The 26,266-nt window shown below is 62.4% G+C and carries 27 protein-coding genes and 1 tRNA gene; 20 read left to right on the forward strand and 8 right to left on the reverse strand.

The annotated features are described in order from the left end of the window. The first annotated feature begins 6 nt into the window (after positions 1-6). The 12 genes from GJB56_RS04135 to GJB56_RS04190 all read left to right on the forward strand — a co-directional run bounded on the left by GJB56_RS04135 (position 7) and on the right by GJB56_RS04190 (position 10,781). Positions 7-750, forward strand: a complete 744-nt coding sequence (locus tag GJB56_RS04135) for a DUF1365 domain-containing protein (RefSeq protein ID WP_092763872.1) — start codon at positions 7-9, stop codon at positions 748-750. After that, entirely contained in the window at positions 747-2,036 is a 1,290-nt protein-coding gene (locus GJB56_RS04140) for an SAM-dependent methyltransferase (RefSeq protein WP_092763666.1), read from the forward strand. The genes GJB56_RS04135 and GJB56_RS04140 overlap by 4 nt, the downstream gene beginning before the upstream one ends. Continuing rightward, the gene (locus tag GJB56_RS04145) at positions 2,033-3,349 is read left to right on the forward strand and encodes an SAM-dependent methyltransferase (RefSeq protein ID WP_092763664.1); all 1,317 of its coding nucleotides are present in this window, start codon (positions 2,033-2,035) and stop codon (positions 3,347-3,349) included. The genes GJB56_RS04140 and GJB56_RS04145 overlap by 4 nt, the downstream gene beginning before the upstream one ends. Further along, positions 3,346-4,149 (forward strand): DUF1295 domain-containing protein, encoded by an 804-nt coding sequence (locus tag GJB56_RS04150; protein WP_047889506.1) that lies wholly within the window; start codon positions 3,346-3,348, stop codon positions 4,147-4,149. The genes GJB56_RS04145 and GJB56_RS04150 overlap by 4 nt, the downstream gene beginning before the upstream one ends. 23 nt (positions 4,150-4,172) lie before the next feature. Continuing rightward, the gene (locus tag GJB56_RS04155) at positions 4,173-4,550 is read left to right on the forward strand and encodes a fluoride efflux transporter FluC (protein ID WP_021334356.1); all 378 of its coding nucleotides are present in this window, start codon (positions 4,173-4,175) and stop codon (positions 4,548-4,550) included. Next, complete coding sequence (gene crcB, locus GJB56_RS04160) at positions 4,547-4,891, forward strand: fluoride efflux transporter CrcB (protein ID WP_019747865.1); 345 nt, start codon at positions 4,547-4,549, stop codon at positions 4,889-4,891. The genes GJB56_RS04155 and crcB overlap by 4 nt, the downstream gene beginning before the upstream one ends. 97 nt (positions 4,892-4,988) lie before the next feature. Further along, complete coding sequence (pgm, locus tag GJB56_RS04165) at positions 4,989-6,626, forward strand: phosphoglucomutase (alpha-D-glucose-1,6-bisphosphate-dependent) (RefSeq protein WP_021334357.1); 1,638 nt, start codon at positions 4,989-4,991, stop codon at positions 6,624-6,626. 42 nt (positions 6,627-6,668) lie between these two features. Next, positions 6,669-7,922: an MFS transporter gene (locus tag GJB56_RS04170; protein WP_113682989.1), complete on the forward strand. Its 1,254-nt coding sequence runs from the start codon at positions 6,669-6,671 to the stop codon at positions 7,920-7,922. A gap of 25 nt (positions 7,923-7,947) precedes the next feature. Continuing rightward, a complete protein-coding gene (locus GJB56_RS04175; protein ID WP_019747868.1) occupies positions 7,948-8,436 on the forward strand; it encodes a MauE/DoxX family redox-associated membrane protein in 489 nt (162 codons plus the stop codon). 42 nt (positions 8,437-8,478) lie between these two features. Then, positions 8,479-9,222: a DsbA family protein gene (locus GJB56_RS04180; RefSeq protein ID WP_113682988.1), complete on the forward strand. Its 744-nt coding sequence runs from the start codon at positions 8,479-8,481 to the stop codon at positions 9,220-9,222. A 145-nt stretch (positions 9,223-9,367) separates the two neighbouring features. Further along, positions 9,368-9,440 (forward strand) — tRNA-Ala (locus GJB56_RS04185). A gap of 225 nt (positions 9,441-9,665) precedes the next feature. Continuing rightward, positions 9,666-10,781 carry an NAD(P)/FAD-dependent oxidoreductase gene (locus GJB56_RS04190; RefSeq protein WP_113682987.1) on the forward strand — a complete coding sequence of 372 codons (1,116 nt, stop codon included), beginning with the start codon at positions 9,666-9,668 and terminating at the stop codon, positions 10,779-10,781. A gap of 10 nt (positions 10,782-10,791) precedes the next feature. Here the strand turns inward: GJB56_RS04190 and GJB56_RS04195 are convergent, their stop codons facing one another. Further along, positions 10,792-13,323, reverse strand: a complete 2,532-nt coding sequence (locus GJB56_RS04195; RefSeq protein WP_113682986.1) for an alpha/beta fold hydrolase — start codon at positions 13,321-13,323, stop codon at positions 10,792-10,794. Positions 13,324-13,501: 178 nt separating this feature from the next. Between GJB56_RS04195 and GJB56_RS04200 the strand changes: the two genes are divergently transcribed. The 3 genes from GJB56_RS04200 (at position 13,502) to bluB (ending at position 15,864) form a co-directional block, all read left to right on the forward strand. Next, complete coding sequence (locus GJB56_RS04200) at positions 13,502-14,104, forward strand: lipocalin family protein (RefSeq protein WP_021334361.1); 603 nt, start codon at positions 13,502-13,504, stop codon at positions 14,102-14,104. Between the two features lie 81 nt (positions 14,105-14,185). Beyond that, positions 14,186-15,238, forward strand: coding sequence for a CobW family GTP-binding protein (locus tag GJB56_RS04205; RefSeq protein ID WP_029255081.1), 1,053 nt, complete (start codon positions 14,186-14,188; stop codon positions 15,236-15,238). Beyond that, a complete protein-coding gene (bluB, locus tag GJB56_RS04210; RefSeq protein ID WP_019747874.1) occupies positions 15,235-15,864 on the forward strand; it encodes a 5,6-dimethylbenzimidazole synthase in 630 nt (209 codons plus the stop codon). The genes GJB56_RS04205 and bluB overlap by 4 nt, the downstream gene beginning before the upstream one ends. Before the next feature lie 15 nt (positions 15,865-15,879). Here bluB and GJB56_RS04215 read toward each other — a convergent pair whose 3' ends face one another. The 4 genes from GJB56_RS04215 to GJB56_RS04230 form a co-directional block, all read right to left on the reverse strand. Next, complete coding sequence (locus GJB56_RS04215) at positions 15,880-17,319, reverse strand: DEAD/DEAH box helicase (protein ID WP_019747875.1); 1,440 nt, start codon at positions 17,317-17,319, stop codon at positions 15,880-15,882. Between the two features lie 228 nt (positions 17,320-17,547). Beyond that, positions 17,548-17,961 (reverse strand): molybdenum cofactor biosynthesis protein MoaE, encoded by a 414-nt coding sequence (locus GJB56_RS04220; RefSeq protein WP_003944730.1) that lies wholly within the window; start codon positions 17,959-17,961, stop codon positions 17,548-17,550. Next, on the reverse strand, positions 17,954-18,940 hold the full coding sequence (gene moaCB, locus GJB56_RS04225) for a bifunctional molybdenum cofactor biosynthesis protein MoaC/MoaB (protein ID WP_047889494.1): 987 nt from the start codon (positions 18,938-18,940) through the stop codon (positions 17,954-17,956). Before moaCB ends, GJB56_RS04220 begins: the two co-directional genes overlap by 8 nt. A gap of 28 nt (positions 18,941-18,968) precedes the next feature. Then, the gene (locus GJB56_RS04230; protein WP_113682985.1) at positions 18,969-20,171 is read right to left on the reverse strand and encodes a molybdopterin molybdotransferase MoeA; all 1,203 of its coding nucleotides are present in this window, start codon (positions 20,169-20,171) and stop codon (positions 18,969-18,971) included. A 111-nt stretch (positions 20,172-20,282) separates the two neighbouring features. On the opposite strand from GJB56_RS04230, the gene moaA reads away from it, so the two are divergent. The 3 genes from moaA to GJB56_RS04245 all read left to right on the forward strand — a co-directional run bounded on the left by moaA (position 20,283) and on the right by GJB56_RS04245 (position 22,661). Further along, positions 20,283-21,341, forward strand: coding sequence for a GTP 3',8-cyclase MoaA (moaA, locus tag GJB56_RS04235; RefSeq protein WP_020969279.1), 1,059 nt, complete (start codon positions 20,283-20,285; stop codon positions 21,339-21,341). Beyond that, on the forward strand, positions 21,334-21,591 hold the full coding sequence (locus GJB56_RS04240; protein WP_042951469.1) for a MoaD/ThiS family protein: 258 nt from the start codon (positions 21,334-21,336) through the stop codon (positions 21,589-21,591). The genes moaA and GJB56_RS04240 overlap by 8 nt, the downstream gene beginning before the upstream one ends. A gap of 314 nt (positions 21,592-21,905) precedes the next feature. Next, a complete protein-coding gene (locus GJB56_RS04245; RefSeq protein ID WP_020969281.1) occupies positions 21,906-22,661 on the forward strand; it encodes a hypothetical protein in 756 nt (251 codons plus the stop codon). Between the two features lie 13 nt (positions 22,662-22,674). Here the strand turns inward: GJB56_RS04245 and nadE are convergent, their stop codons facing one another. Beyond that, on the reverse strand, positions 22,675-23,499 hold the full coding sequence (nadE, locus tag GJB56_RS04250; protein WP_042951470.1) for an ammonia-dependent NAD(+) synthetase: 825 nt from the start codon (positions 23,497-23,499) through the stop codon (positions 22,675-22,677). Positions 23,500-23,567: 68 nt separating this feature from the next. On the opposite strand from nadE, the gene GJB56_RS04255 reads away from it, so the two are divergent. Next, complete coding sequence (locus GJB56_RS04255; RefSeq protein WP_019747881.1) at positions 23,568-24,122, forward strand: nucleosidase; 555 nt, start codon at positions 23,568-23,570, stop codon at positions 24,120-24,122. Positions 24,123-24,141: 19 nt separating this feature from the next. Here GJB56_RS04255 and GJB56_RS04260 read toward each other — a convergent pair whose 3' ends face one another. Both GJB56_RS04260 and GJB56_RS04265 read right to left on the reverse strand, forming a co-directional pair. Next, the gene (locus tag GJB56_RS04260) at positions 24,142-24,921 is read right to left on the reverse strand and encodes an META domain-containing protein (protein ID WP_113682984.1); all 780 of its coding nucleotides are present in this window, start codon (positions 24,919-24,921) and stop codon (positions 24,142-24,144) included. Positions 24,922-24,956: 35 nt separating this feature from the next. After that, complete coding sequence (locus GJB56_RS04265; RefSeq protein ID WP_113682983.1) at positions 24,957-25,556, reverse strand: TetR/AcrR family transcriptional regulator; 600 nt, start codon at positions 25,554-25,556, stop codon at positions 24,957-24,959. Positions 25,557-25,662: 106 nt separating this feature from the next. On the opposite strand from GJB56_RS04265, the gene GJB56_RS04270 reads away from it, so the two are divergent. Then, positions 25,663-26,229, forward strand: a complete 567-nt coding sequence (locus tag GJB56_RS04270; RefSeq protein ID WP_019747884.1) for an NAD(P)H-dependent oxidoreductase — start codon at positions 25,663-25,665, stop codon at positions 26,227-26,229. Positions 26,230-26,266 lie beyond the last annotated feature (37 nt).

The following is a 26,266-nucleotide window of genomic DNA, read 5'->3' on the forward strand; positions in this document are numbered from 1 at the left end:
GCACGCATGACGCCGTCCGCACCCATCACGCCGTCCATCGTTCATACGAGCATCCGACACGTACGAACGGAGCCGTTGCACAACGAGTTCGAGTACCGAAGCTACAGCTGGCTCGTCGACGTCGACGATCTGCCCGAGCTCCCGAAGGCACTGCGATCCTTGGCGAAGTTCGACGCCGGAGATCACCTCGGCGACCCCACCCGATCGATTCGTGCCAACGTCGAGTCTTTTCTGGCAACTAACGGATTGGAGTTCGCCGGCGGCCGCATCCTCATGCTTGCGAACGCACGTGTTCTCGGGCATGTGTTCAACCCACTGAGTGTGTTCTGGTGTCTGAACGACGACGGCAGTCAGCGGTGCGTCGTTGCCGAGGTTCACAACACCTACGGCGAGCGGCATTGCTACCTGCTCGAAACCGACGAACGCGGCGGGGCTCGCACGTCCAAAGAGTTCTACGTGTCTCCATTCAACGATCTGGACGGCGAGTACCGGATGCGACTTCCGCTACCCGACACCGCGCTCGCGCTCTCGATAGTTCTGGCCCGTGACGGCAAGGCGCCATTCGTAGCCACGGTGTCCGGTCGTTGTGTGCCGGCGACGACGCGCGAGATCGTCCGCAGTGCGCTCTCCATCCCGCTGGCTCCGCTGCGAGTCGCCGCGCAGATCAGATTTCAAGGAATCCGGCTGTGGGCCAGGCGCTTACCTATCGTTCCCCGACCGCAACATCACCCGCAGGAGGCAGTGCAATGACCACGACCACTCTCGGCACCGAACCTTCCGCTCACACGATCGAATCCGAGCGGTGGCCGGGCGTTGCCACGGTGCCCAGCGGTTTCAAAGTGAGGGTTGCGTCGCCGGTTGCCCGCGCTCTGTTCCACAAGGCGGTCGCGCGCTTGCCGCTGCGCGTTCAGATGCCCAACGGTGAGTTCTCCGGTGGAGGTAGTCCGGATTCGCCGTTGATGGTCATCCACCGTCCAGACGACTTCGCTGCTCGTGTGGGCGACAGTGGGTTGATCGGATTCGGCGAGTCGTACATGGCGGGCGATTGGGAAGCCTCCGACCTCACCGCGGTCCTGGAAGTCTTCGCCTCCCGGGTGGCGACGCTGATTCCCGACTTCCTGCAGCGGCTACGAGGCCTCTACATTCCGAAGCAGCCTCGCAGTGAGCGGAATTCGACGCAGAACACGCGCTCGAACATCTCCCGGCACTACGACCTCTCGAACGAGATGTTCGAACTGTTCCTCGACGACACCATGACGTATTCCAGTGCTCTCTTCGAGGATCTGTCGATGGGAGCTACCCCGTCGTGGGACGCGTTCGCAGCGGCTCAGCATCGGAAGATCGATCGCCTGCTGGACGGTGCGGGTGTCGGTCCCGGTTCGCGAGTGCTCGAAATCGGCACAGGCTGGGGAGAATTGGCGATCCGAGCAGCCGAGCGCGGAGCAACGGTGCGTTCAGTGACACTGTCGGTCGAACAGCAGGAATTGGCGGCGAAGCGGATAAGCGCTGCGGGACTGGCAGATCGCGTTCAGGTCGACCTTCTCGACTATCGGCAAGTACAGGGGGAGTACGACGCCGTCGTGTCGGTCGAGATGATCGAGGCTGTCGGCCACCAGTACTGGGGAAGCTACTTCCAGACGATCGACGCCCTGCTGGCGCCGGGTGGGCGCGCGGCGATCCAAGCCATCACGATGCCGCACGATCGGATGCTCGCGACCCGCAACACCTACACCTGGGTGCACAAGTACATCTTCCCCGGCGGATTTCTCCCGTCGGTGCGGGCGATAGAGGACGTCACCGAACGCATGACAACCCTTCGGGTGCGTGAGCGGATGTCGATGGGCGATCACTACGCGCAGACGTTGCGGCTGTGGGACGAGCGTTTCAGTGCTCGCACCGACGAAGCGTCCGCGCTCGGGTTCGACGCAGTGTTCGCGCGCATGTGGCATTTCTATCTCTGCTACTCCGAGGCAGGGTTTCGCTCGGGATATCTCGACGTCCAGCAAATTGTTCTCGATCGGAGGAACCAGCGATGACCGCCACGATGGATCGAACGGCGCAAGATGCCGGCGTTGCGGGCCGTCTCTCGGACATCCTCAGTCCACTTGTCGGCGGCGAACTTCCGGTGAGATTGACTGCTTGGGACGGCAGCACAGCAGGTCCGGAAGATGCTCCGAAAGTGACGCTCTACAGCCCGAATGTGCTGCGACGCTTGCTCTGGAATCCCGGCGAGTTGGGAGCGGCGCAGGCATATGTTCTCGGTGAACTCGACGTCGAAGGCGATCTCGGTGATGCGCTCACACACGTGTGGAAGGTCTCTGCCGAGCGGGGGCTCGGGTCGATCACCCCGACCCCGTCTCTCGTCCTGGCCGCGGTCAAGGCTGCGCGATCCTTCGGTGCTTTCGGGAGACCTTTGGCTCCACCGTCGTCGCAGGCTCAGGTGAAGGGCCGCTTGCACAGTCTCGCGCGCGACCGCGAGGCGATCGGGCACCACTACGATTTGTCGAACGATTTCTACCAACTGATCCTCGATGAGAACATGGCGTACTCCTCGGGCTATTGGACTTCCGATGCGCCGGAATACACGCTCGAAGACTCACAGACAGACAAGCTGGATCTGGTGTGCCGCAAGGTCGGTCTCGATCGGGCGCGAGGCCTACGGTTCCTCGATGTCGGCTGTGGTTGGGGCTCGCTGAGCCTGCATGCAGCGCGTGAGTACGGCGCTCGGGTGGTCGGCATCACGATCTCAGCGGAGCAGAAGGCTTTTGTCGACGCGAAGATCCGCGAACTCGGTTTGGAAGACTGGGTCGAGATCCGGCTCCAAGATTATCGTGAGATTCCGGACGGGCCCTTCGATGCGGTCGCGTCGATCGAGATGGGTGAGCATGTCGGTGAGGACAACTATCCGACATACGTGAAAGCGCTCCACGACAACGTTATTGCCGGTGGCCGTGTGCTGATTCAGCAGATGTCACGCACCGGTGCGCACCCCGGGGGAGGTCCGTTCATCGAGTCGTTCATCGCGCCGGACATGTACATGCGGCCGGTCGGTCGCACTGTTGCGATGATCGAGGAAGGTGGACTCGAAGTCCGGGACGTGCACGCCCTGCGTGAGCACTACGTGCGGACCGTCGACGCGTGGATCGCGACCTTCGAATCGAACTGGGATCGCGTCGTGGATCTCGTGGGTGTCGAAGTCGCTCGGGTGTGGCGTCTCTACCTCGTCGGCGGAGGAATGGCATTTCGGGACGGCAGGATGGGCGTCGATCAGATTCTGTCGGTCCGGCCGCACGGTGATGGTCGATCCGATATGGAATCGGTCCGGCCGCAGTGGGTGTCGCGGCGATGAACGGATTCGACTGGGGCGCATTCGGAGTGGTCACGCTCACGAGCCTGTTGGCGATCGCCGTCGGAATGGCAGTGACAGCCACCATCGGTGTACGGATCGGGCGGCACAATGTTGTCGACGTGTCGTGGGGCGCCGGCTTCGTTCTGATCGCGCTCGTTTCCGCGGTAGTTGGAACCGGCGACCTCTGGCGCCGGTTGCTGATGCTTGCGCTGGTGGCGATCTGGGGTCTGCGGTTGGCGACGCACATGGCGATCAGATCCCGCGGCAAGGGTGAAGACCCGCGGTACGAAGAAATGCTCGGACGAGCGACGGGTAATCGAACGCTGTATGCGCTCCGCAAGATTTATCTCACGCAGGGGATTTCGTTGTGGTTCGTCTCCCTGCCTATCCAGGTCGCAGCAGTATCGAACGGTAGCTTCGGGCTTCTTGTTGTGCTCGGAATCGTGCTGTGGATTGTCGGCGTCACGTTCGAGACGGTCGGCGACCGGCAGATGGAGGAATTCAAATCCGATCCGGGTAGCCGTGGCCACATCATGGATCAAGGCTTGTGGGCGTGGACGCGGCATCCCAACTATTTCGGCGACGCATGCGTCTGGTGGGGGATCTTCCTCGTCTCGGCGTCCGTGTGGCCGGGAGTGTTGACTGTCCTCTCGCCGATCGCCATGACGTACTTCCTGGTCTTCGCCACCGGTGCGCGGTTGCTCGAGCGACATATGGAACAGCGTCCGGGTTATCGCGAGTATCAGCAGCGGACAAGTTACTTCATTCCGCGCCCGCCGAAAGCCCGATCCGGGACGTAGGCTCTTTCGGGTGAGGCGAGAGCATGGGTGATCTGAAGCTGCCAGGTGCGGTGGGAGCGGTCGCCGTCGGCGGAGCATTGGGGGCACTGAGTCGATACGGGCTGGGGGAGCTCTTTCCCCACATCTGGACGACACTGGTCATCAACGTCGTCGGCTCGTTCGTTCTGGGTGTTCTCGCGGCCCTCCTCGTCCACAACAAGGTTGGGTACCTCTTTCTCGGCACCGGGTTCTGTGGCGGCTTCACCACTTTCTCGTCCTTCGCGGTTCACGCCGTGACGGAGAGTCCGTGGCGATCGATTCTCTATGTTCTCGGGACGCTGATTCCCGCGATCCTCGCCGCTGCACTGGGCAAAGGGCTCGGTGAACGCTGGATCCGCGCGCGGGACGGCGCGCCGGCATGACAGTTCTCCTGGTGGCACTCGGCGGCGGCGCTGGTGCGAGCGGCCGGTACCTGTTGGCGCGGTATGTACCCGCGTACAAGGGATTCCCGGCTGCGACGTTCGCCGCCAACGTGATCGGCTGCTTCCTCCTTGGATTGTTCACCGGGGCAGCTCTTTCCACCGAGATGGCCGCACTTCTGGCGACCGGATTCTGCGGTGGCTTGTCCACCTACTCGACCTTTGCGAACGAGAATGTCGGGATGGTCGAGAGGCGCCAGACGGCCCTCTCGCTGATCTACATCGTCGTCAGTTTGATCGTCGGACTGTCCGCTGCGTGGTTGGGAATCCAGATCACGGATTGACCGATCCGGCGTCGAGCGTGCACGCCACGCGGCCAGGGTAGACAATTGTCCACAGTCGCGTCGACACAGTGGTCGACCACCGGGCCGAGGGGGATTCGTGGCGCACGAACGAGCAGGACAAGTGGCTCTGCCAGAGGATCTGATCGACGTTCCTCATCTGGTCACCGCGTATTACACGCGCACCCCGGATCCCGAGAACCCGATGCAGCAGGTACTTTTCGGCACTTCAGGACATCGCGGTTCCAGTCTCGACGCGGCGTTCAACGAAGCTCACATCCTGGCGACAACCCAGGCGATCGTCGAGTACCGCGCTTCGCAGGGCATCGACGGACCACTGTTCATCGGCCGCGATACACATGCGCTCTCGGAGCCTGCCTGGCTGTCGGCCTTGGAGGTTCTGGTCGCCAACGACGTCGTCGTCCTCGTCGATTCACGTGATGCCTACACGCCCACCCCGGCGGTCAGTCACGCGATCTTGCGGTACAACTCGACGGGACCGGAGGCAAAGGCCGACGGCATCGTCGTGACGCCTTCACACAATCCGCCGCGTGACGGCGGCTTCAAATACAACCCGCCACACGGCGGACCCGCGGATACGGATGCGACGTCGGTTATCGCCGATCGAGCGAACGAGCTACTACGCAAGGGGCTTTCCGGGGTACGGCGTGTCACGGCGGCGCAGGCGCTGGACCGCGTCGAACGCTACGACTTCCTCCGGTACTACGTCGAAGACCTCCCCTCCGTCCTCAACCTCGATGCAATCCGCGATGCCGGAATCAGGATCGGTGCAGATCCCCTCGGCGGGGCAAGCGTCGACTACTGGGGCGCGATTGCCGAAACTCATCGACTCGACCTCGAAGTGGTGAATCCGCTCGTCGATCCGACCTGGCGATTCATGACGCTCGACACTGACGGCAAGATCCGCATGGACTGCTCGTCGCCCGACGCGATGGCGTCGCTGATCGGAATTCGGGATCGCTACGACATCGCGACCGGAAACGATGCAGACTCCGACCGCCATGGCATCGTCACACCCGACGGCGGTTTGATGAACCCGAATCACTATCTCGCCGTTGCCATCGAGTATCTCTTCGCGAACCGGCCAGGGTGGCGCGCAGACACCAAGGTGGGCAAGACACTCGTGAGTTCCTCGATGATCGACCGCGTGGTCAGCAGTGTGGGCCGCGAATTGCTCGAGGTTCCAGTCGGTTTCAAGTGGTTCGTTCCCGGTCTGCTCGACGGGTCGGTGGGATTCGGCGGCGAGGAAAGCGCCGGTGCATCCTTCCTCCGCCACGACGGTTCCGTCTGGACGACGGACAAGGACGGCATCATCCTTGCGTTGCTCGCGTCGGAAATCACCGCGGTGACGGGAAAGTCTCCGTCAGCGCATTACGACGCGTTGGCCGAGAAGTTCGGGAGCCCGGCGTACGCGCGGATCGATGCGCCCGCGACACGCGCACAGAAGGCAGTCTTGGCGAAACTGTCTCCCGATCAGGTGAGTGCGACCGAACTGGCGGGTGAACCGATCACGGCGACACTGACCGCGGCGCCCGGAAACGGCGCGGCGATCGGTGGTCTCAAGGTGACGACAGAGAACGCGTGGTTTGCAGCGAGGCCGTCCGGCACGGAGGACGTGTACAAGATTTATGCCGAGTCGATGAAGGGCGCCGATCATCTGGCTCAGGTTCAGGCAGCGGCCAAGGACTTGGTGTCCGGCGTCTTGAAGGCGAACTAGCTCGCGGACCGCTCGTGTCGCCCGGCTAGAATTCCGGGCGACATGAAAACTCGTGCAGCCAAGCTGCCACAGGAAATTTGGGTACTGGTCGCCGCCAGCTTCGTCATCGCCCTCGGGTTCGGGTTGGTCGCTCCGGCTCTACCGCAGTTCGCGCGCAGCTTCGACGTATCGGTCACCGCCGCCACGATCGTGATCTCGTCTTTCGCATTCATGCGATTGGTGTTCGCGCCGATGAGCGGCACTTTGGTACAGAAGCTCGGTGAGCGTCCGGTCTACATCGTCGGCCTTTTGATCGTCGCGGTCTCGACCGGTGCGTGCGCTTTCGCGGGGGAGTACTGGCAACTTCTGCTGTTCCGGTCGTTGGGCGGTATCGGGTCGACCATGTTTACGGTGTCGGCTCTCGGGCTGATCATTCGCATGTCACCGCCGGACAGTCGCGGCCGCGTCTCGGGGCTGTACGCGACAAGCTTTCTCATGGGATCGATCGGCGGCCCGCTGGTCGGCGGTGCGCTGTTGCAGTTCGGTCTGCGGATGCCGTTCATCATCTACGCAGTTGCGCTGGTGATCGCCGCGCTCGTTGTCTTCGTGAGCCTGCGTGGATCTCACCTGGCGTCACCGGACAAGGCTGTCGATGTGAAGTCGATGACTCTCACAGAAGGGCTCCAGTCGCCGGTGTACCGGGCAGCGCTCGGATCGAACCTCGCCTTCGGCGGGGTGATCTTCGGAGTTCGCGTTGCCATGGTCCCTCTGTTCGTCGTGGAGTTCCTCGACCGAGACCCGTCGATAGCGGCCTACGCTCTCACGATCTTTGCCGTCGGAAACGCGTTGGTGTTGATCGTGTCCGGACGGCTCTCGGACCGCTTCGGACGCAAGCCCTTTGTCGTGAGCGGTCTGCTCATCTGCGGTCTGGGAACCATCGCAATGGGATTCACCGACAACCTTGTGGTGTTCTTCGCCATCGCCGCAGTGACTGGTGTCGGCTCCGGGCTCATGAGTCCGGCCCAGCAGGCCGCGGTTGCCGATGTTGTCGGATCGACGGCCCGAGGCGGACCCGTTCTGGCGGTATTCCAGATGATGTCCGACATCGGTGGGGTAGTGGCGCCGATTTGTGCCGGGCTGATCGCCCAGCATGTGTCGTACTCGGCGGCCTTCGCGGTGATGGGAGCCGTAGTCGTCGTGTCGGCGACGGGTTGGTTGTTCGTCCCGCCACGAACGGAGCCCGTCGAATCCGTCGTCGAAGATCTGACTGATGTGACAGTGCTAACGGATACTCCTGCGCGGACAAACCTGGACTGACCGGGCATTCTGTACTCTCGATCGGGTGGCAATTCGCATCGTGAGTCTTGTGGCCCGATTGGGTTTGGCGGCCGTTTGGCTGATTTCCGGGGGACTCAAGTTCTTTGATCCCGTGCAGACGAAGATCGCGGTGCGCGCCTATCAACTGTTGCCCGAGTCGCTGGTAGGTCCGGTGGCGACGGCTCTTCCCCTGGTCGAAATAGTGCTGGGCCTGCTGATCCTCGTCGGGCTGGCGGTGCGAGTATCCGCTGCGGTCTCGGTGGTCATCCTCACGGTTCTCATTGCGGTGATCATTTCGGTGTGGGCCAGGGGATTGTCCATCGACTGCGGATGTTTCGGCGGCGGAGGTGCAGCCGACGTCGGCGCTTGGGACTATTTGAAGGAGATTCTCCGGGACCTCGGCTTCTTGGCACTTGCCGTCTGGCTGCTCGTGTTCCCGCGTTCGCCGCTCGCATTGGGGCCCGGATCACGCGCGGCGTTCTCAGTGGATACTCAGTCTTCAGTGGCAAGGTAAGCAATCGGTAAATCGTTTCGACGCACGAAGGACTGCATCAGCGTGAGCACCAAGAGCAGCAAGAACAAATACTCGCCGGAACCGGTCTCGAGCCGCTCCACCTACATCATCGGTGGCCTCGCGGTGCTCGTGATCGCGGCCCTCGTCATCGGCGGTGTCTTGTGGACGAACAGCAAGAACAAGCCCCAGAACGACGGCTACGGCTCCGTGCAGAGTTCCGAAGTTGCCGTCACGGTGCAGGACAACGGAGTGGTGCTGCTCGGCAAGCCCTCCGCCGCGACGACCATTGATCTCTTCGAGGATCCGCTGTGCCCGGCCTGCGCTGCTCTCGAGCACCTCAGTGGCCAGGCTCTCGCGGCCGCCGTCGACAACGGTGACGTCGCCGTGCGGTACCACATGCTGAACTTCCTCAACCGGGCGTCGGGCAGCGGTGACTACTCCACACGGGCCGGCGCCGCTCTGCTCTGCGTCGCTCAGGGTGGTGACGCGATCGCGTACTCCGCATTCCACAACAAGCTTTTCGCGACCGACACGCAGCCTGCCGAGGGCGGCAGCAGCGATCACACCAACGACGACCTCGCCCAGATCGCTCGTGATGCGGGCGCATCCGAGGACGTGGCAACCTGCATCTCTTCCAGCACCAACGTCGAAGCCGCCGCGGCTAATGCCGCAGCCGCCAGCCAGGCGCTCAAGGATGTCGGGTCGAACGGGACGCCCACGGTAGTGGCGAACGGCAAGATCGTTGACACGGGCAGCAGCGACTGGGTTTCCAAGCTCTCCTCCTGAGCTGAAGCGGCCGCTCGGACGAGGAGCGGCCGCTTCGCTCTGACCAGGCGATTTGTTGCCCAGGAGTCAAGTGGTGTAACTTTCTTCCAGCAAGCGGAAAGCAGAAAAGCCGCTGCGAGTTCGACTGTTAGAGTTAATTGAATACGGGGCTATGGCGCAGCTGGTAGCGCACCACACTGGCAGTGTGGGGGTCAGGGGTTCGAGTCCCCTTAGCTCCACCCGAACAAATGCTCTGCACCAATCGGTGCAGAGCATTTGTTGTTTTCGAGCCAGTGTTGTGTTGTCGACCCTGTGTTTTTCGAGCCTCTATTGCATGCAGCACAGTTCTGCCTAGATGTGTCGACCGCCATAACGCCAGGGCGTCAATGTTCAATAACGTCCGCGATGAGGCCTGATCATCCCGTGCATTCTCAGCATGGGGACCGTTGGTGGAACGGAGAACCATGAGTGCACACGTGGTGATAATCGGGGCAGGATATGCGGGCGTCATGGCAGCGAAGCGACTGCTGCGAACTCGGTCGGACATCACGGTGTCCGTCGTGAATCCGCGCCTACACTTCGTGCAAAGAATCAGGCTCCATCAGATGATCGCGGCTGGCTACGACGCGACGGTCTCGTTCGACAGGGCGCTACCGCGTGCGGCACACCGAGTCTCCGGAGAGGTGACGACGATCGAGGCGGCGCTCGGCAGGCTCACCCTCGACGACGGCAGCGTGCTCGACTACGACTACTTGGTCTACGCAGTCGGAAGTAGGCAGTTACCCAGCACGATCGCCGGGGCGGACGAGCACGGGTTCGGCGTCGCCGAATTCGAGGACGCGGTCCGCCTCTCGTCCAGGCTGGCGACTCTCGACGAGAAGGCTGCGGTCTGCGTTGTCGGCGGCGGTCTCACCGGAATCGAGACTGCCGCAGAATTGGCTGAGCAGCGAAGCAGCCGAATCACTTTGGTGACCGGAGGAATCTTGGCCCCGGATCTGTCAGAGCGTGCTCGATCGGCAATTCTCAGAACATTGACCGACCTTGGGGTTGATATTGTCACCGAATCCCGGGTGACTCGGATCGACGGTTCGTCCTGCGAGCTAGCGGGAGGTGTACGGGTTGAGGCCGATTGCACGATTCTCGCGACCGAATTCGGGGTCCCCGAGCTGGCGCGCCGAAGTGGCCTCCCGGTCGACGATCTCGGTCGTCTGAAGGTCGACGATCGACTGGAATGCTCGTCCCACCCCAACATCTTTGGTGCGGGCGATGGCGTCGCAGTCGGTGATCTCTCACTGAGGATGAGTTGTCAGGCCGCGATCCCCTTGGGAGTCCATGCGGCCGAAACGATCCTGCATCGACTCGAAGGTTCCGCGCCGCGCCCGGTGACTCCGAAGTTCGCAGGCCGGTGCATCAGTCTCGGGAGGCGGCGAGGTGTGTTCCAGCGGACCACTCGTGTCGACGAGTCAACGGGAGTGGTCATTGCGGGCAGGGCGGGTGCATTCGTCAAGGAAAGGGTCTGTTCGTCGACGACCGAATGGGCTGTCACTCCGCGCCGCTCCCTCTTCTACAGCTGGACGTGAGCATCGTTGGTCATGTTCGGTCACAGATTCGGTCGAAGGCCGATGCAGTTTGCCGAACATACGGTGGACGAATCAGGTCTTCGTGACCGGCGTCGATGTCGTCGAATTCGAGTGAGCCCGTGGCAATGAGCGACCAAACTTCGGAACCCCGATTGTTGTAGGCGCCACGGATTACTGTGACTGGGGCAGCACAGGGACGAATGCGATGTCTCGCTATCGCCTGGTTTGCGATGTAGAGGAAAATGATCCACTGCATCGCAGGTGGATACTGCATGATCCCGGCGAACAGCGAGCGCACCCACAGTGCCGCGACTGCGGGCTTGGTCGGCTGCCACCGGACGTTCGACTGGGGTTGAGGCGCCAACTCGATGGCGGACGCATCCAGAGGGACGCCCGCGCGGGCCGCCAACCGCTGGACGACAGTACTCGGAATCCTGCTGTCGAGAACGATGACCCGCTGGATGTCATCGCCGGCCTGTTCGAGCTGAGCGGCTATCTCCAAAGCTACGTATCCACCGTAGGAGTATCCGGCGAGCAGGTACGGGCCCGTCGGCTGAATCTTCTTGATCTCGACTATCAGTCGCCGTGCCGCACCTTTCACCGAGCGGTCGGGTAGGCCACGAGATTCGAATCCGCGGGCCTGCGCCGCGAAAACCGGGCGATCTGTGGTGAGAGAATTCGACAAGTTCGACAATGCAGTCGGTGGTGCTCCGGCACCGTTCACGATGAAGAGGGGAGTGCCACTACCGTCGGATTTGAGTGGCACAACCGTCGGCTGCGGCGCGCTTTGCTTGACGACCGCACTTCGATCGATAACTCCTGCAAGGTCTTTGATTGTGCTGGCGGAGACGAATTGTGCGCTGGAGATTCGAACCCGGAACTTCTCCTGAATTCTGCTGAGAACTTCGATGGAAGCGAGTGAGTCGCCGCCGAGTTCGAAGAAGTCGTCCTCGCGGTCGACGGAGTCGGTGCAGAGAATCGACTTCCAGATACCAGCCAACATCAGCTCGGTGGGGCCGGCAAGAGTTGGCAGATCGCTCCTCACCGCGACAGTCGGCAGCGTCGGGCGATCGACCTTTCCGCGTTCGTTGCGGGGCAACTCGGCCAGGAGGACAAAATGTCGGGGAAGCATCCAGGTCGGTAGAAATTTGGCCAATTCGCGGCGCATTTCGGCGCCCGACCGTGCCATCACGGCTTTGGTCAGGACCACGTAGGCGACAATCGCCGGTCGATCGTTCTCGAGGACGACAGCCACGAAAACATCGGAGACGCCGGGAATTCGACGAATATGCGCCTCGACTTCCATCGGCTCTACCAAATAGCCCCGAATCTTGACGGCGTCGTCGACGCGTCCCCGCAGTTGTAGTTCGCCGCGTTCGTCGATACGGCCCCGGTCACCGGTCCGGTAGATGCTCACTCCGTCGCCGAGGCGCGTGAATCGTGCCGCAGTGCGATCCGGGTCACCGTGGTATCCATCGGCAAGATCGCTCGAGACAACCTGTATCTCGCCGATCTCTCCGTCGGGGAGAGGCACGCCGTTCACATCGACGATCTGTACGTCCTTGCCGTCGCGAGCACGTCCGGCCGGAACCACTCCGACGGGTAGTTCGGAATGTGGTGGGAACGCGTTGTACGCGACGACACCGGTCTCGGTGGTGGCCAGCCAGTTGACGTAAGTGACGCGAGCGAAGCCGTGACTGCGATGGCGCGCGTAATCCTCGCCGTGCACTGCTTCCCCGTACGTCACGACGACCCGCAGCGATCCGAGCGAATTATCCGGTGCTTCATCGGATTCGAGGCTTGACCACGCGCGCAGGAATGACGGCGCGCAGTGCGCGGTCGTGATCGAATTCTCGATCAGCCAGTCGTCGATTCCCGAAACTCCGTCGACGCGTGGATCCCAGCAGAAGACCGTGACGCCGTTCATCAGTCCCATGATCAGGGCCGTGATTCCGGCTCCGAAACTGACGGGCAACAGGTTTCCGATGTGATCGTCGGGGCGCAGGTCGATTGCTGCGGCAAGTTCGTCGGCTTTGTTCAGGCACATGGAGTGGCTCAACACGACTCCCTTGGGCGCTCCACTGGTCCCTGATGTGAACGCGATCATGGCAGGGTCGGAACTCGATGGTTCCAGCGCGTTGTCGAAACGGAAGCCGGTTGCGGCCGATTCGTCGAGGATCGACTGCAGCGCGACGGCGCCCGAGGCGCTCATGATGTGCGCTCGCCGGGCCTCGGGGAGTTGTGGGTCGATCATGACCAAAGGTCGACCGGAAATCAGAGTAGCGAGGATGGCGGGCACCGACTCGGCGGTTGGTTCGAGATCGACCGCAACCGGGCGAGCCCCGTGTGACCCACGTAGGCGAAGTTCGCGGACCAATGCATCGGTCCGGAGTTCGAGTTCGGCGAAAGTGATCCGGTCGCGCGGAGTCACGACGGCAACGGTGTCGTGCTGCATCGAGGTGACTCGGCGCCACCTCGACTCGATCGTCTCGTCGATGACTGCATAGCGAGTGCGCTCGAGACCTAAGTCGACAACCTTCATCACAGTAGCTCCGTCCGACTTTCAGCTATCTTTGAGCAAAGACTACATAAGGTTTGTGAATTAGGTCCAGAACAAACCGAAAGTAGTTTTACATACGTCCCCATCCTCCAGTCCGTCAGCTCCGAATACCTTGAGGAACCAATGCCGATCGAGCGTTGTACAGACGAGGAGCAATGACATGAAGTGGTCGGGGCGAAGTGCGATTGCGATTGCGGGAGTGTGCGCCGCAGCGACGCTGTTTTCGGGAACCGCGCAGGCGAGCCCACTCTGGGAACCTCTGCAGCCGGTGGCGAACCTGGACGCCGCGCGCTACGTAGGGGAATGGAACCAGGTGGCGGCGATTCCTCAGCCCTTCAACCTCGCGTGCGCGAAGGACACCCGGGCGAGTTACGGGATCGTCGATTCGTCGAACGTGAGCGTGAAGAACACGTGTACGACGTGGACCGGCCAAGCCAACGAGATCGTCGGGAATGCCCGAGTTACCGATCCAGCAACGGGTGCCCAGTTGCATGTGAGCTTCCCCGGGGTGCCCTCGCAGGAGAGTTTGGACGGTCCGCCCAACTACATCGTCACGTATATCGCCGACGATTATTCGTGGGCACTGGTGGGCGATCCACTCAGGCTTTCCGGGTTCGTGCTCTCACGGTCCCCGATTGTCGACGCGGCCGGCTGGAGTGAGATCCGTCGGGTCGCCGAATCCCGTGGATACAACGCGTGCACGATCTTGACGTCACCGACCACCGAGGGCACGTCGGACATCCGTCCGCTCTGCACGGTGTGAGTCTGCTGTCAGCGTGAACCTTCCGGAGCCACACTCCACTACGATCACTGATCGGTACGTGTGGTTTCGGAAGGTTGCGTGGTGGCGAAGAAGCAGATTCCCGTAATAGTCGTCGCAGGCTTTCTCGGTTCGGGAAAGACGACGCTGCTCAACCATCTTCTGCGCAACAACGACGGTGTACGCATCGGCGTGATCGTCAACGACTTCGGCTCCGTCAACATCGACTCGATGATGGTCGCCGGTCAGGTCGATTCGATGGTCTCTCTCAGTAACGGCTGTTTGTGCTGCGCTGTCGACGTCTCGGACATGGACGAGATGCTGAACAAGTTGGCGCACCGGCAATCCGGGATCGACGTCATCGTCATCGAGGCGAGCGGGCTTGCTGAGCCGCGGAACATGATTCGACTCGTCCTCGGAAGTGAGAACCCGTCTGTCGTCTACGGCGGCCTGGTGGTCCTGGTCGACGGAGCCAATTTCTCCACCGTTCGCCGCGAACATCCCGAGCTCGATCAACATGTCCGCCTGGCAGACCTGGTGGTAGTCAACAAGATCGACAGCGTTCCGGTCTCCGAGCGCGAGAGATTCACGGCCGGAATTCGCGAGTTGAATCCGCGAGCGCCGATAGTGGAGACGGCGCATTCACGGATAGACCCTGCTCTGCTGTTCGATTCCGGTGAGGTGACCCCTCCCGCTCCGGGCGATCAACTGAGCCTCGACGAGCTCCTGCGCGAGGGGCACGACGACGATCACGAGGACGGCTCGTGTCACCACGATCACCTGCACCACCGCTACGAATCGGTTGATTTCACGTCGGAGATGCCACTCGATGCCAGGGCTCTGACGCATTTCCTCGAGAATCAACCGCCTGGGGTGTACCGCATCAAAGGATTCGTGAACTTCGAGATTCCGGGTTACACAGGAAAATTCGAGATCCAATCGGTGGGTGATCATGTTCGGATCACGCCGCTGCGGTGGAAGTCGGGCGAACCTCGAACCACGCAACTGGTTGTGATCGGTACCGGGATGGATTCGGGAGTGGTCGGCAGCGCACTCCGCGCCTGCGTGCGCGAGGAAACGGTCGAACCGCACCCCGACGCCATGCTGGGATTGCACCGCTATACCGTCGGGGCGTGAGTGAATCAGATGTATCCGTGTACGAAGCGATTCGGCGACGGCGAGACGTTCGCGCCGAGTTCTCGGGAGAGGTCATCCCCGACGAAACTCTGATGCGCATTCTCGACGCCGCCCATCGCGCGCCGAGCGTGGGAAACACGCAACCGTGGGATTTTGTCGTCGTTCGTAATCCGGAGACGCTCAATACCTTCGCGGCACATGTCGCCGATGCCCGGCTGAAGTTCGCGCAGTCTTTGCCCGAGGATCGCCGATCGACGTTCGACCCTATCAAGATCGAGGGAATCGCCGAGAGCGGTACCGGCATCGTCGTCACTTACGACCCGTCACGCGGTGGCCCGAACATCCTCGGCCGTCATACCGTCGACGACACCGGACTGTTCTCGGCGGTACTCGCAATTCAGAATTTGTGGCTCGCCGCAGTGGCCGAGGAGATCGGCATCGGCTGGGTTTCGTTCTACGACGAGAAGTACCTCACCGAACTCATGGGCATTCCGTCGCCGGTACGCCCCATTGCGTGGCTGTGCGTCGGGAAGGTGACTGAGTTTCAACAGGTTCCGGATCTCGAGCGCTTCGGATGGCGACAGCGCCGGCCATTGGCCGACGCTGTCCACTACGAAACCTATTGAGTTGTACCGGGTGGCCTAGCGCGCGGGACGGCCCCCGGTGGAGCCTGCGGTGCGAGCGCCGCCGCCGGTGCGGGGACGGCGAGCGCCGCCGCCTGCATGTTCCTGACGAGCAACTCCGCCGGTGCGAGCACCGCGTGACTGACCGCCTTGTCCGGAGCGCGCCTGACCCGAACGTGCTGCGCCGCCGCGTCCACCCTGGCCGGCGGGACGCTGTCCGCGTCCACCGTTCGGCTGGGCCGGAGCCTTCGGAGCCGGCGTGACGTGCGGTGCGATGTCGCCGACCAACTTGACGACGTGCTCGGAGTTGGCAGTCGAACGAACCGGGGTCACCTTGATGGCTGCCTTACGCATGAGGATCGCGAGATCCTTACGCTGCTCGGGCAGAACCACGGTGACCACGTCGCCGGCGCTGCCTGCTCGAGCGGTGCGACCACTGCGGTGCAGGTACGCCTTGTGCTCGGCCGGCGGATCGACGTGGACGACCAACTCGACGTCGTCGACGTGGACGCCGCGCGCTGCGACGTCGGTGGCGACGAGGACGCGCGCTTCACCGGCGGAGAATGCCGCCAGGTTACGGTCGCGAGCAGCCTGAGAGAGGTTGCCGTGCAGGTCCACTGACGGGATGCCCGACTCGGTGAGCTGGCGAGCCAACTTGCGTGCCTGGTGCTTGGTGCGCATGAACAGGATGCGACGACCGGTACCGGAAGCGAGCTTCTCGACCAGAGCCTTCTTGGCTTCGACGCCGTCGACGTCGAACACGTGGTGCGTCATCGCTGCGACGGGGGAGTTGGCCTCGTCCACCGAATGCATGACCTCGTTCTTGAGGAAACGCTTGACGAGCTTGTCGACGCCGTTGTCCAGCGTTGCCGAGAAGAGAAGGCGCTGCCCGTCCTGCGGGGTGGACGAGAGGATGCGGGTGACGACGGGCAGGAAGCCGAGGTCGGCCATGTGGTCGGCCTCGTCGAGCACGGTGATCTCGACGGCGTCGAGGCTGACGAACTTCTGCTTCATGAGGTCTTCGAGGCGACCGGGGCAGGCGACGACGATGTCGACTCCGGCCTTGAGGGCCTGAACCTGGCGGTGCTGCGAGACGCCGCCGAAGATGGTGGTCACGCGCAAGTCGTATGCGGCGGCCAACGGTTCGAGGGTTGCGGTGATCTGGGTGGCGAGCTCACGCGTCGGTGCGAGGACCAGGCCGAGCGGTCGACCCGGACGACGCTTGCCTCCGGACAGTTCGCCGGCGAGGCGGGAGACCATGGGGATGGAGAACGCGAGGGTCTTGCCGCTTCCGGTCTTTCCGCGGCCCAGTACGTCGCGCCCCGAAAGAGTGTCGGGGAGGGTGTCGATCTGGATCGGGAACGGAGAAGTGATTCCGCCGTCTTCGAGAGCTTTCACCAGCGGTGCGCGCACACCGAGGGCTGCGAAGGTGGTAGCGGGCGTAGAGATGTCAGACAAGTGTGTTCAGAGCCTTTCGGGCACGTGTTCGTGCCCGGATGCCGACACGGGAATTAACCGGTCGAACAATCAAGCACAGTGGTGGCGGCGCTGCCGGTCGGCAGGCTTCTTCGCCGTAAGAAGAGCGGGTGCATTGAGCACTCAGCAAGAAAATTTGCGTTCTACGACGCTGGATGCCCGATTTCAGGCACCTAGTGGTCGCAACTCTACCTTCTCGGAGCGTTCGACCTACAACCCGACCCATTCGGAGACGCCGTTTGCGAAGTGTTGCCGCTTCCAGATCGGTACCTCGTGCTTGATGCGCTCCACCAGTTCGGCGCACGCGGCGAACGCCTCCGCTCGATGCGGGGCGGCGACGGCGGCGACCAGTGCGAGGTCACCGATCTCGAGGTGGCCGACGCGATGGATCGCGGCAACCGGCAGGCCGGTCGAGGCTGCAACCTCTTGGCAGCACGTCTCGAGAAAGCGTTCCGCGTCCGGGTGTGCCTGGTACTCCAACGCTGAAACTGCTTGACCTCCATCGTGATTGCGCACCGTTCCCGTGAACACCACAACAGCGCCGTTCTTCGGACCGGCAACGGCGGCGTCGACGGTGTCTGCGTGAATCGGTTGCTCGGAGATCCGAGCCAGTAGCTCACTCATCGTGTGCTCCTCCGCCTGCGACCTGCGCGAGCAGGTGATCGATGATGGGTTCGAGGACGGCGAGACCGTCCTTCACTCCACCGGGAGAACCCGGAAGATTGACGATGACCGTCGTACCTGTGAGACCTGCCACACCACGGCTCAGTGACGCGTGCGGGGTCTTCTCGAGGCCCTTGGTTCGGATCGCTTCTGCGACCCCGGGCAACTCACGGGTCAAGACTGCCCGGGTAGCTTCCGGCGTTGCATCCGTGGGGGAAGCACCGGTGCCGCCGGTGCTGATGACAAGCGACGGGGAGCCCTCCTTGGCGTCAGCGATGCCTGCCGCGATGTCTGCGTCGGCGTACACAAGCGGTCCACGCACCTCGAAGTCCCGCTCGCGTAGCCAGGCTGCGATCGTCGGTCCGGTGGTGTCGGGTCTGGTTCCGTTGGCACCGCCGGTGGAAGCGACGAGGACGGTTGCGGACCGTGGCGAGGCGAAGGCGTGCGCCGGAGATGTCTGTGAGTTCTGAGTGTCGCGGGTCCAATGTCCGTGTTTACCACCGTCTTTGGTGAGCAGGCGAACACCGTTCATAGTGGCTCCGGGATCGACCGCTTTGACCATGTCGTGCAAGGTCAGGCCGGCTACCGCGACGGCGGTGAGTGCTTCCATCTCGACGCCGGTCTGTCCGCGAGTCTTTGCCGTCGCTTCGACGGTGATCGAGGTTTCGGTGAACCCGAATTCCACCTTGACCGACGAAAGCGCGAGCTGATGACACAACGGGATCAGCTCTGACGTCTTTTTTGCACCGGCGATTCCGGCAATGCGCGCGGTGGTGAGGACATCGGCCTTGGGCATGCCGTCGGCGCGGACGAGGCGAACTACCTCGGCGGTCGTGACGAGTTCACCGGCAGCGACGGCGATGCGCGTCGTCTCGGCCTTGGCGCTGACGTCGACCATGCGCGCTCGGCCTTCGCTGTCGACGTGTGTCAATTCGGTCATGAGTGTCCTTTGAATCAGATCGAGTGAATCAAAACGAGGAAGTCGAGAGCGGGAGGACATCGACGAGATCGCCCGCTCCGAGTTCGGTCACGGCAGCGGGGACGTCGATCAGGACGTCGGCCCACGCCATTGCTGCAACGAGGTGCGAGCCGGGTCCGGCCACGAGTTCGATACCGTCCGCAGTTCTACGCGCGCGCAGGAACTGGCGCTTGCCATCCACCGAACGCAGCGGTGCAGTCAGTGGCAGCCGTTCGCGCGGGATCTCGGGCAGACCCGCGGCCCGGCGCAGTTCGCCGCGGGCGAAGACCTCGAACGAGACCATCGTGCTGACCGGGTTGCCCGGGAAACTCAGTACCGGCACTTCGTTCACCACTGCAGTGCCTTGCGGACCGCCAGGTTGCATTGCGACGTGGCCGAAGTGTGCACCCAGAGGGGTGAGAGTTTCCTTCACCACCTCGAAATCGCCCATGGACACCCCACCGGAGGTGAAAACCAGATCGGCGACCGAGGTTGCGTACGAGAGTAATTCGCGGAACTCGGCGGGGTCGTCGCTGCTTCGGGCGACGGAGACGACATCGGCGCCGTTGGCTTCGGCCAATGTTGCCAAAGCTGGGCCGTTGGAATCGTAGATCTCGCCGGGTTCGAGAGTTGTTCCGGCACTTTTCAGTTCGGCGCCCGTCGTAATTATCGCGACCCGTGGCTTCGTGTACGTGTCGAGCGAGGCCAGGCCCACAGCACTCAGCGCGGCGATATGGCGAGGTTCCAAGTGTGTTCCGGCCGTGACCAGTAGCATTCCGGCAGTGATGTCGCTGCCACGTTCGCGAACGAATTCGCCTACAGACCTGCCCCGTTCGATGGTGACCACGTGTTCGGTGACGCCCGTGGTGTCCTCGACGGGAACGACGGCGTCGGCACCCTCGGGGAGCGGCGCACCGGTCATGATGCGAAATGCCGATCCTGGAAGGTGTTTCGGTGGTTTTCCGCTTCCCGCGGCGATCACGCCTCGAACCGTCAGTGTCGTGGGAACCGAGGCAACGGATGCGGCGTCGACCGCATATCCGTCCATCTGTGAGTTGCGGAAGAGGGGCAGGTCCACCGGCGATGCGATATCCGAGCAAGTTATGCGCCCCAACGCTTCTGCCGTCGGAACCGCCGACGGAGAGAGGGTGTGCAGGCCGGTGAGCAATCCGGAGATGTGCGCAGCGTGTTCCTCGACCGAACGCGCGCTCATGACAGTAACCTCGACAACCTCGACATGTTTTGATCCTAGGCGGTGTGGTCCGTCCGACACACGGAGTACGGCTTTCGGTCATACTGGAGCAATACGGAAGTTGGTGAAGTGATGACAGTGGTCTCGATGGGAATTCCCACCGTGCGGTTTGACGCTGCCTCCCTCGCCGGTCGTCCCGAGACGGATCTCCTGGTCGACAGGTTCGGGCGTGTTGCCAGAGATCTGCGAGTCTCGATCACCGAGAAGTGTTCACTTCGTTGCACGTATTGCATGCCGGAGGAAGGCTTGCCGGCCATCGCTGCGGAAGACCTTCTGAGTGCCGACGAGATCGTTCGAGTAGTCGGAATCGGTGTCGAACGAGTCGGTATTCGCGAGGTGAGGTTCACCGGCGGCGAACCGCTGATGCGTAGTGACCTCGAAAAGATCATCGCGGGGTGCGCCGCGCGCGTGCCAGGAATTCCACTTGCCATGACCACCAACGCCGTTGGGCTCGAACATCGTGCCGCAAAGCTGGCTGCAGCTGGTTTGACCCGCGTCAATGTTTCCCTGGATTCGGTTGATCGCGCGCACTTCGCGGAATTGACGCGTCGAGACAGGTTGCCTTCGGTTCTCGCGGGAATCCGAGCGGCCGCGGTGGCTGGCCTTGCGCCGCTCAAGGTAAATGCCGTTCTCATGCGCGAAACGCTCCACGGCGCGGCGGACCTTTTACAGTGGTGCCTCGACGCCGGAGTCGAATTGCGGTTCATCGAACAAATGCCTCTCGATGCAGACCATGCTTGGGCGCGCGAGAACATGGTGACTGCGGCTGAATTGCTGTCGGTATTGAGTGACCGTTTCGAATTGGCCGCAATCGGACGCGAAGACCCGTCGGCTCCTGCGGAAGAATGGCGTGTCAACGGAACTGAAATGACGGTGGGGATCATCGCTTCGGTGACGCGCTCGTTCTGCAGTGATTGCGATCGGACGCGAATGACTGCAGAGGGGACAATTCGGTCATGTTTGTTCAGTGACCGTGAAGTTGATCTGCGTGCCGCGCTCAGGGCCGGAGCAAGTGACGACGAACTTGCGGATTTGTGGCGCGGTGCGATGTGGAACAAGTGGGCAGGGCACGGCATCGACGCCGCGGACTTCGTTCCGCCGGAAAGAAGTATGGGAGCGATCGGTGGCTGATCCGCATTCGATCTCGGTTCGTTACTTTGCTGCTGCAGCGGATGTATCCGGTTGCCGTAGCGAGGTAGTCGCCATTTCGCCCGACAACACACTTGCCGAGTTGGTGGCGGTCTTGGTCGGGCGATACGGACCGGAGATGGAGCGAGTGCTGTCGGTCTCGGCTTTCCTCGTCGATGACGAGTTGACCCGCGACGTCTCTCGAGCCTCCGGTAGCGCTGTCGATATTCTTCCGCCTTTCGCTGGAGGCTAGTCCGAGAATTGCCGGCGTAGCTATTTGTGGGCTGCCGTCGTATTGTCCTTTTTCGGTTTCCCGGTCCAAATATTTATATCTTGATCACTCCAGCTCAAGTGGCATCTATCTCCGTTTTCTCCATTGTTGGTCAATTGTCCAGCATTGGTCGTTTTGTTTAGTTTCTCCTACTTTTGGGGGAGTAAATGCACTTCTAATTGCCCAGGTGAATTGTCATCTGTTTGGATGACAAAAGAAATACCTTCGCTGTTGGTAATTGTCGACATGTGTTAATTTTGGCGCAATTCCACTCGGGATATGTGAAAGGTATTTCAATGTCGATTAATTCCACGCGCCGTGTCGGAGTCGTCGTAGCGCTCCTCGGGGCAGCTGCACTCACCGCTCCGGCAATTGCTACTGCGCTTCCGTCCACCGGTTCTCTCGGCTCTTCTGCGCCGGAAGCCTCGTGCTCGACCCTGTCCACCGAAGCGACGCCGAACGGGTGGGGCATCCCGTTCACCGACGAGAAGGATCAGACCGCGTCGTACTCGGCCGACAACGTTCTCGACAAGGACGGTTCACTGAAGCTGGCTGTCGACGGTACCGGCGATCGTTCGGTTTCCTACCATTCGGCCGGCGGTATCAAGCTGTCCGACGCAGTCAGCAAGGCGATCGGTTTCGCCGAGCGCGCCGCCACGCCGACTGCGGCGTTCCAGCTCCGCCTCACCGGAACCACCGGCGGAAAGTTCGAGAACGGATTCACCACCTTGGTGTGGGTCCCGGGACCGGACGCGACGCCGACGGCTGACGGCGGCGTTCACGCGGATCTCCAGAAGGGCGTGTGGTGGAGCACTCAGAACATCGACGGTGCCAAGGACCGCGTGTCAGTGCCTTTGGCTGACATCGTCGCCGCGAACCCGAAAGCGGTAGTCGACCACTACGGCGTCAGTGTCGGGACCGGTTCCGCTGCCACCTCGACGCTGGTCGATGCGGTGCAGTTCAACGGATGCACCACCAACTTCGCGAAGAAGGATCCGGCTTCGGGAACGGGTTCGCTGGGCGACGTCTTCGGCAGCCTGTTCGGTAGCTAGTCGCTGGTAAGAGTTACTTCCACCAGTCATCCAGGGGTGTGACCGGCACCGTGCGCTTGTGACGAGTGTTGGCGAACATCTTCTCGAGCTTTTCGGCTACCTCGGAGGAAACGTCCTTTCCTTCGAGGTAGTCGTCTATCTGTGAGTACGTGACGCCGAGGGCAACTTCGTCTGGCAGCGCGGGTCGGTCGTCCTCGAGGTCGGCGGTCGGCACCTTGCGCCACGTGCTCTCGGGTGCGCCCAATTCCTGCAGTAGCGCAGCGCCCTGACGTTTGCTCAGGCCGGTGAGCGGCGTGATGTCGACGCCGCCGTCACCGAATTTCGTGAAGAAGCCGGTAATCGCTTCTGCGGCGTGGTCGGTACCGATTACCAAGTAGCCGAGCTGACCGGCAATCGCATACTGAATGACCATTCGTTCGCGCGCCTTGATGTTGCCACGGACGAAGTCGCGTAGTTCGCCGTTCCCCAACGCCTCGGAGGCCTCACGGGCTGTGGCGTCGGCGCCAGGCTTGACGTTGACCGTGAGAGAGCGGTCCGGCTTGATGAAGCCGAGTGCGATCTGAGCATCGGATTCGTCGGCCTGCGCGCCATAGGGGAGTCGAACGGCGACGAACTCGGCCTCGTGGCCTTCTTCACGAAGTTCAGTGACCGCGCGTTGGGCGAGGGCTCCGGCGAGCGTGCTGTCCTGACCGCCGCTGATTCCCAGAACGAACCCTTTGGCGGGGGTCGAGCGCACGTAGTCCTTCAGGAACTGGACTCGCGCGCGAACCTCCGCTGCGGCGTCGATTGTCGGCTTTGTGCCGAGTTCTTCGATGATGCTTTCACGCAGTGTGGCCATGAATGGACTCTAGCGATGTGAGCAGGCGCGTGCAGTGCCACCGTATCCGGGGCGGTACGGTCGCGCACATGAGTGCGAACAACGTTCTGGTGGTCAGTGCGACGAAGTCGGAAGCGGCATACGTGCCGCAAGGATACGAACTGCTGATCACGGGGATTGGAAAGGTCAGTGCTGCAACAGCAGTCGCCTCTGCTCTCGCGCGGTACGAGCGGGAGAATCTGCCGCTGGTCGTCAACATCGGGACCGCCGGTGCGCTGCACGCGCACCACGGTGGCCTCTATGTTCCCGGGGTCGTCATCAATCACGACATCAGCAGCACCGCGATCCGAGCGCTGGGGCACGACGTCGCGGACCGATTAGTACTCGCCGGCGGTGACGACTCGGTGTTGGCGACCGGCGACGCATTTATCGCCGACACTGCGACCCGGGACGCTCTCGCTCAGCGAGCCGATCTGGTCGACATGGAGGGGTTTGCCATCGCATTCGCCGCGCAGGCTGCGGGTGCTACCTGCCGCCTCGTCAAACATGTCAGCGATCACGCGGACGACTCGGCCTTGGACTGGCCCGCGATGATCGATGCCAGCGCCCGCGAATTGGGGCGCTGGCTGCTCGACAACGTCTGATCGAGCCTGCAGCGTCTGGTCAAGCCTGCGCAGTCAGTATCAATCCGGTGTTGTCGGGCTTGCGCAGGGTCAGCGTGTCGGCGTCGACGGTGTAGCTCACTTCACCGTCGAGTACCGCCAGCATCTGACGCTCGATGTCCATGTTCTCCTCGGGGCAGGCCATTCGCGTGGTTGCCATCGGCGTGAATGTGACTGTGGTGTCGGATACCTGGGCGCTTCCGGTCATGCGATTGCATCCGGTGGTTCCGCTGACCGAACCGTCTGCGGCAATCGTGAGTTCGGGAGCTGACGTCTCCAGAGCCAGGCTCGTACTGATCGCATCGTGACTGATGAGTGACGTGACGGTCCACGTCGTGCCCTGCAGAGGTCGATCCGGCGTGACGATCTTCTTGTCCTGCAGAGTCACTGTGGCGTCGTCCGATGTCAGGGTGAGGGTGTCGCCGTCGAGGCTCCACGTCGGCGCGGAGGTCAGCAATGTTGTTGTCCAGGCGTCGGATTCGGCGATGCCGGGAGGGCAGCCCATCATGGTCGACGCCATGGTGCCGGTGGTCAGCTTGCCTTCGGTGAATTCGACCGAGCCGTTCGCCGTGTTGCATCCGGCGCTCGCGGACACTCGACCGGCTTGGCTGAAATCGAGAGTCAGCGGGCCGCCGCCGGGAATTTGTGTTCCGTCGACGGACGTCGAGATGAAGACGCGGCCGGAGGGATCCGTCTTGTCCTCGGGGGAGTCGGACGAAGCGGAGCAACCGCTTACCGCGGCGATGGTCAGGAGGCCGATGACGGCAGCTGCGATGCGCATGGGCTCACATTAAGTGGTGGGACGGATCTGGGGAGTCAACATCGAGTAACGCGCCGGGCAAGGTCTTCCCAGCCGGCGGCCAGGCGCTCGGTGGTCGTCCCGAGATCGCGCACCTGATGAAGGACAAGCGACGCTTCGAGTGGTGCCAACAGTGCTGAAGCGAGCAGATCGAGGTCGCCCTCGACGCCGGCTCCTCGAAGAAGTCCGATGACGTGAGCGATGCCGAGTGCTCGTGCCGGACCGCCGAAGCGGTATTCAGGAGCGTTTTCCGCCGCTCGGAGGACTTCGCCCTGTACTTCCACCATGGCGATCCGGGCTCGTCCGAACGCGATGAGGCGCTCGATCGGCGGCGCGCCCGGCCCCAACGGTGGGGGGCCGAATATGAATGCCTGCTGCAGTTCTCGCTCGGTGTGATCGAGCAGTGCCTGCATCAGTCCCGATCGATTGCCGAAGCGCCGAAAAACTGTGCCCTTGCCCACACCGGCCCGGCACGCGACGGCATCCATCGTGACCGCGTCGACACCTCGCTCGGCGACGAGGAGGGCTGCGGCGTCGAGCAGAAGTACGCGGTTACGTGCTGCGTCACCGCGCTCGACGGGTACGGCGCCGATCTGGGGGAGGGGGATTGCGCTCACGGGATCAGGTTACAGGGCCGGGGAATGTAAGTGGACCGCGGTCCGTTTAGTTGATATAACTTTCAACCGGAGCCACCAACCGCACCACTCTCGAAGGAATCTCGTTATGTCACAGACCAATGTTCTCGTTCTCGTCGGCAGCCTGCGCGCCGGATCCGTCAATCGCCAGCTTGCCGAGACGGCTGTGTCCGCCGCACCCGAGGGTGCAACGCTGACGGTCTTCGAAGGCCTCGCCGACGTCCCCTTCTACAACGAAGACATCGACGTCGAGGGTGCTTCCATTCCCGCTGTCGACGCACTGCGCGCCGCTGCGAGCGACGCTGACGCGTTCCTGCTCGTCACCCCCGAATACAACGGCACCATCCCCGCAGTTCTGAAGAACGCCATCGACTGGATCTCGCGTCCGTACGGTGTCGGTGCCGTCAAGGACAAGGCTGTCGCAGTCATCAGCGCGTCGCCCAGTGGCAACGGCGCCAAGTGGGCACACGAAGACACCACCAAGGCAGTCCGCATCGCCGGCGGCAAGGTCGTCGAGGACACCGCACTGAGCATCGGTGGAACCGGCGCACTGTTCGGTGAGCTGCACCCGCGTGAGAACGCAGAGGTGCTCGCGCAGGTCTCCAAGGTCGTCTCCGACCTCGTCGACGCCAGCAAGCAGCTCGTCAACGCGTAATCCGTTTCACGAGCGAGGGCCATGCCGGAAGGTATGG

The sequence above is a fragment of the Rhodococcus sp. AQ5-07 genome (assembly GCF_009707305.1).
Classification (GTDB): domain Bacteria; phylum Actinomycetota; class Actinomycetes; order Mycobacteriales; family Mycobacteriaceae; genus Rhodococcus_F; species Rhodococcus_F erythropolis.